The sequence below is a fragment of the Psychrobacter sp. TB55-MNA-CIBAN-0194 genome, assembly GCF_040309505.1.
Taxonomy (GTDB): Bacteria; Pseudomonadota; Gammaproteobacteria; order Pseudomonadales; family Moraxellaceae; genus Psychrobacter; species Psychrobacter fozii.
In genome coordinates, this window is record NZ_JBEOOW010000561.1 from 1 (window position 1) to 252 (window position 252).

Here is a 252-nt window from a genome sequence, read left to right on the forward strand (position 1 = left end):
TTCTTATACTGATCTTTACCACCAGCAATCATGTTATGAACGACAGGCGCTGAACAATAATGAGTCACTTGATACTTGGCTATGAGTTGTAATATTAGATCACCCTCAATCTTACGTAGACAAACATTGATCCCAGCACGTTCGGCAATTGTCCAAGGAAAACACCAACCATTACAATGAAACAAAGGTAACGTCCAAAGATAGGTAGGATGCTTGGACATATCCCAGTCCAAAACATTGGAGATGGCATTT

1 protein-coding gene is annotated in these 252 nt (G+C 40.1%); it reads right to left on the reverse strand.

Translation table 11 applies throughout. The annotated features are described in order from the left end of the window. Positions 1 to 221, reverse strand: a 221-nt coding sequence (locus tag AAEY75_RS16290; protein WP_502944453.1) for an AMP-binding protein, incomplete at its 3' end; no start/stop codon positions are given. Positions 222 to 252 lie beyond the last annotated feature (31 nt).